Here is a 2,864-nt window from a genome sequence, read left to right as displayed (position 1 = left end):
CTTCCTGAGTATATGATTCCTTCGTATTTTATGAAGTTAGAAAATATGCCTTTAAATTCTAATGGAAAGTTAGATAGAAAATCATTGCCAAATGTAGAAGAAAATATTATAACAGGTTCAGTATACGAGGCACCAAGAAATGAAACAGAAGAAGCTTTGGTAAAGATATGGGAAGAAGTATTAGCTGTAAAGAATATAGGAATAAACGATAACTTCTTTGAGCTTGGAGGACATTCATTAAATGCAACAATATTAATTGGAAAAATTCATAAAGAATTTAATGTAGAAGTACCACTTAGAGAATTAGTAACCTCAGGAACTATAAAAATAATAAGTCAGTATATTATGTCAAAGGAAAGAAGTGTTTTTGAATCAATAGAGAAGGTAGTGGAAAAAGAGTACTATTTAGCATCCTCAGCACAAAGAAGAATTTATATGTTACAAGAATTTGATAAAAAAAGCACAGCATATAACATTCCAGGTGCTATAGAGATAGAAGGAAAGCTTGATAGAGAAAAATTAGATAGAACTTTCTTGAAATTAATTGAAAGACATGAAACTTTAAGAACAAGTTTTAAGACCATTAATGGCAATATAATTCAAAAAGTGAATAAAATACAATCTGTGGAATTTAAAATAGAAGAAATAGAAGTAAAAGATGAAGCTGAGATAAAAGAAAAAATAAGTAATTTTATAAAATTTTTTGACTTAAGTAAAGCACCATTATTAAGAGTAGGTTTGATTAAATTAGAAGAAGAAAAACACATACTTGTATTTGACATGCATCATATAATCTCAGATGGTACATCTATGGGAATTCTAACAAGAGAGTTTGGAGAAATCTATGGAGGAAAAGAACAAGGAGAGTTAAAAATTCAATATAAAGATTATAGTGAATGGCAAAATAAGATGCAGCAAAGAGAAGGTTTTAAAAAGCAAGAAGAGTATTGGTTAAAAGAATTTGAAGGAGAGATACCAGTACTAAATATGCCTACTGATTATACTAGACCATTAGTTCAAGATTTTGAAGGAGATAGTATTGATTTTACTATAGGAAAAAAAGAAACTAAAGGACTAAAGGAAATCGCAAGAGAAACTGAAAGTACAATGTATATGGTTTTACTTTCTGTATTTAAGATACTTCTATCAAAATGCAGTGGACAAGAAGATATAATTGTAGGAACACCGATAGCTGGTAGACAACATGTGGATCTTCAAAATGTAATAGGTATGTTTGTAAATACCTTAGCAATAAGAAGTAACATTAATTTAGAAGATAGCTATGAAGAATATTTAAATATAATAAAAGAAAAATCACTTAATGCGTATGAAAACCAAGATTATCAATTTGAAGATATTGTAGAAAAATTAAATGTTAGAAGAGATGTAAGTAGGAATCCATTATTTGATGTTATGTTTATAATGCAAAATATGGAAATGAATTTACTAGAATTAGAAGGATTGAAAATAAAACCATATAACTTGCATAATAATGTGAGTAAGTTTGATATAACAATAACAGCCATAGAAGGGGAAAATGACATATATTTAAATTTAGAATATTCAACAAAATTATATAGAAAAGAAACAATAAATAAAATTATTAAATATTTTAAAAACATTGTTTATAGTATATGTAAAAATAAATATATTAAATTAAAAGATATTTCAATATTAAGTGAGAATGAATTTAAAGTAGTAGATGATAATATTAAACAGCAAATTGATAATTCTATTCATGATTTTGAGTTTAACTTTTAGATATATATTGTAAAATGATTTTTACAATGTAACTTTAAAATTACATTTAAATTATCTTTGTTACAACTATTTAATTAAATGTAGAATTTTAATTATAATATATTGTTTTTTTATAATTGGGACAACTAGTTTCTCAAATTTTAAAAATTAAATATTTAAAACCAAAAAAATATAACATTATATTAAGTGATGCCTTAAAAGGGGAGTGAGTTAATGGAGTATTCTAAAGAGATAATAGATTCAATATCAAGAACAAAAGTAGCAAAAGATTATTGGATTGATTTGTTATCACAAGATATTAAGGGGGTATCTATATATACTGATTATCCTAAAAGTTCTGATATACAATTGGAAAGTTTTAAATTTAATATAGATAAAGAAAGTTATATTAAATTAAAGGAGGTAACTTTAGATAATGATATTGCAATATATACTTATTTATTAACAATATTAAATATTCAATTTTTTAAATATACAAATGAAAAAGAGTTTTTAGTAGGAGTTCCTGTTTATTTTAAAGATAATAGTAATATAGGTGCAAATAAAGTTCTACCAGTTAGGTTTAATACTGATGATAATATGATATTTAAAGACGTATTAATAAACACAAAAAATAATTTATTAAAATCATATAAACATCAAATATATCCTTTGGATAATTTAGTAAAAGAAAAATTAATAGATAATATAGTAGAAACTATACCTATTAATATTATAATGAAAAATATTCATAATAGTGATGTGCTAGATTATATATTAGAATCTAATAATAGAGAGATAACTTTTATTTTCGAAAACATTGATTCCGCCATAAATATAGAAATAATATATAATAATAAGTTATTTAGAAAAGAAATTATTGAATTGTTTGGTGAAATCTATATAAATATTTTTCACCAAGTTATTAATAACATTCAAATTTCTTTGTTAGATATTGAAATATTACCTTTAAGTCATAAAGGGAAATTAATAAATGAATTTAATAATACAACAGTAAAGTATCCAAGGAATAAAACTATTAAGGAGTTATTTGAAAAGCAAGTAGAAAAAACACCAAATAATATAGCTTTAGTGTATGAGGATATAGAGCTAACCTATTCTGA

At 24.0% G+C, this 2,864-nt stretch carries 2 protein-coding genes; both read left to right on the top strand.

The window, feature by feature from the left end:
• Positions 1–1,761: condensation domain-containing protein (locus BUB01_RS22515; protein ID WP_242958471.1), on the top strand; the 1,761-nt coding region annotated here is incomplete at its 5' end.
• A gap of 213 nt (positions 1,762–1,974) precedes the next feature.
• On the top strand, positions 1,975–2,864 hold an 890-nt coding region (locus BUB01_RS22510; protein ID WP_200802934.1), incomplete at its 3' end, for a condensation domain-containing protein.

It is taken from the genome of Clostridium cavendishii DSM 21758 (assembly GCF_900141845.1).
GTDB lineage: Bacteria > Bacillota > Clostridia > Clostridiales > Clostridiaceae > Clostridium_AG > Clostridium_AG cavendishii.
This window is presented reverse-complemented; position numbering and strand designations above follow the sequence as displayed.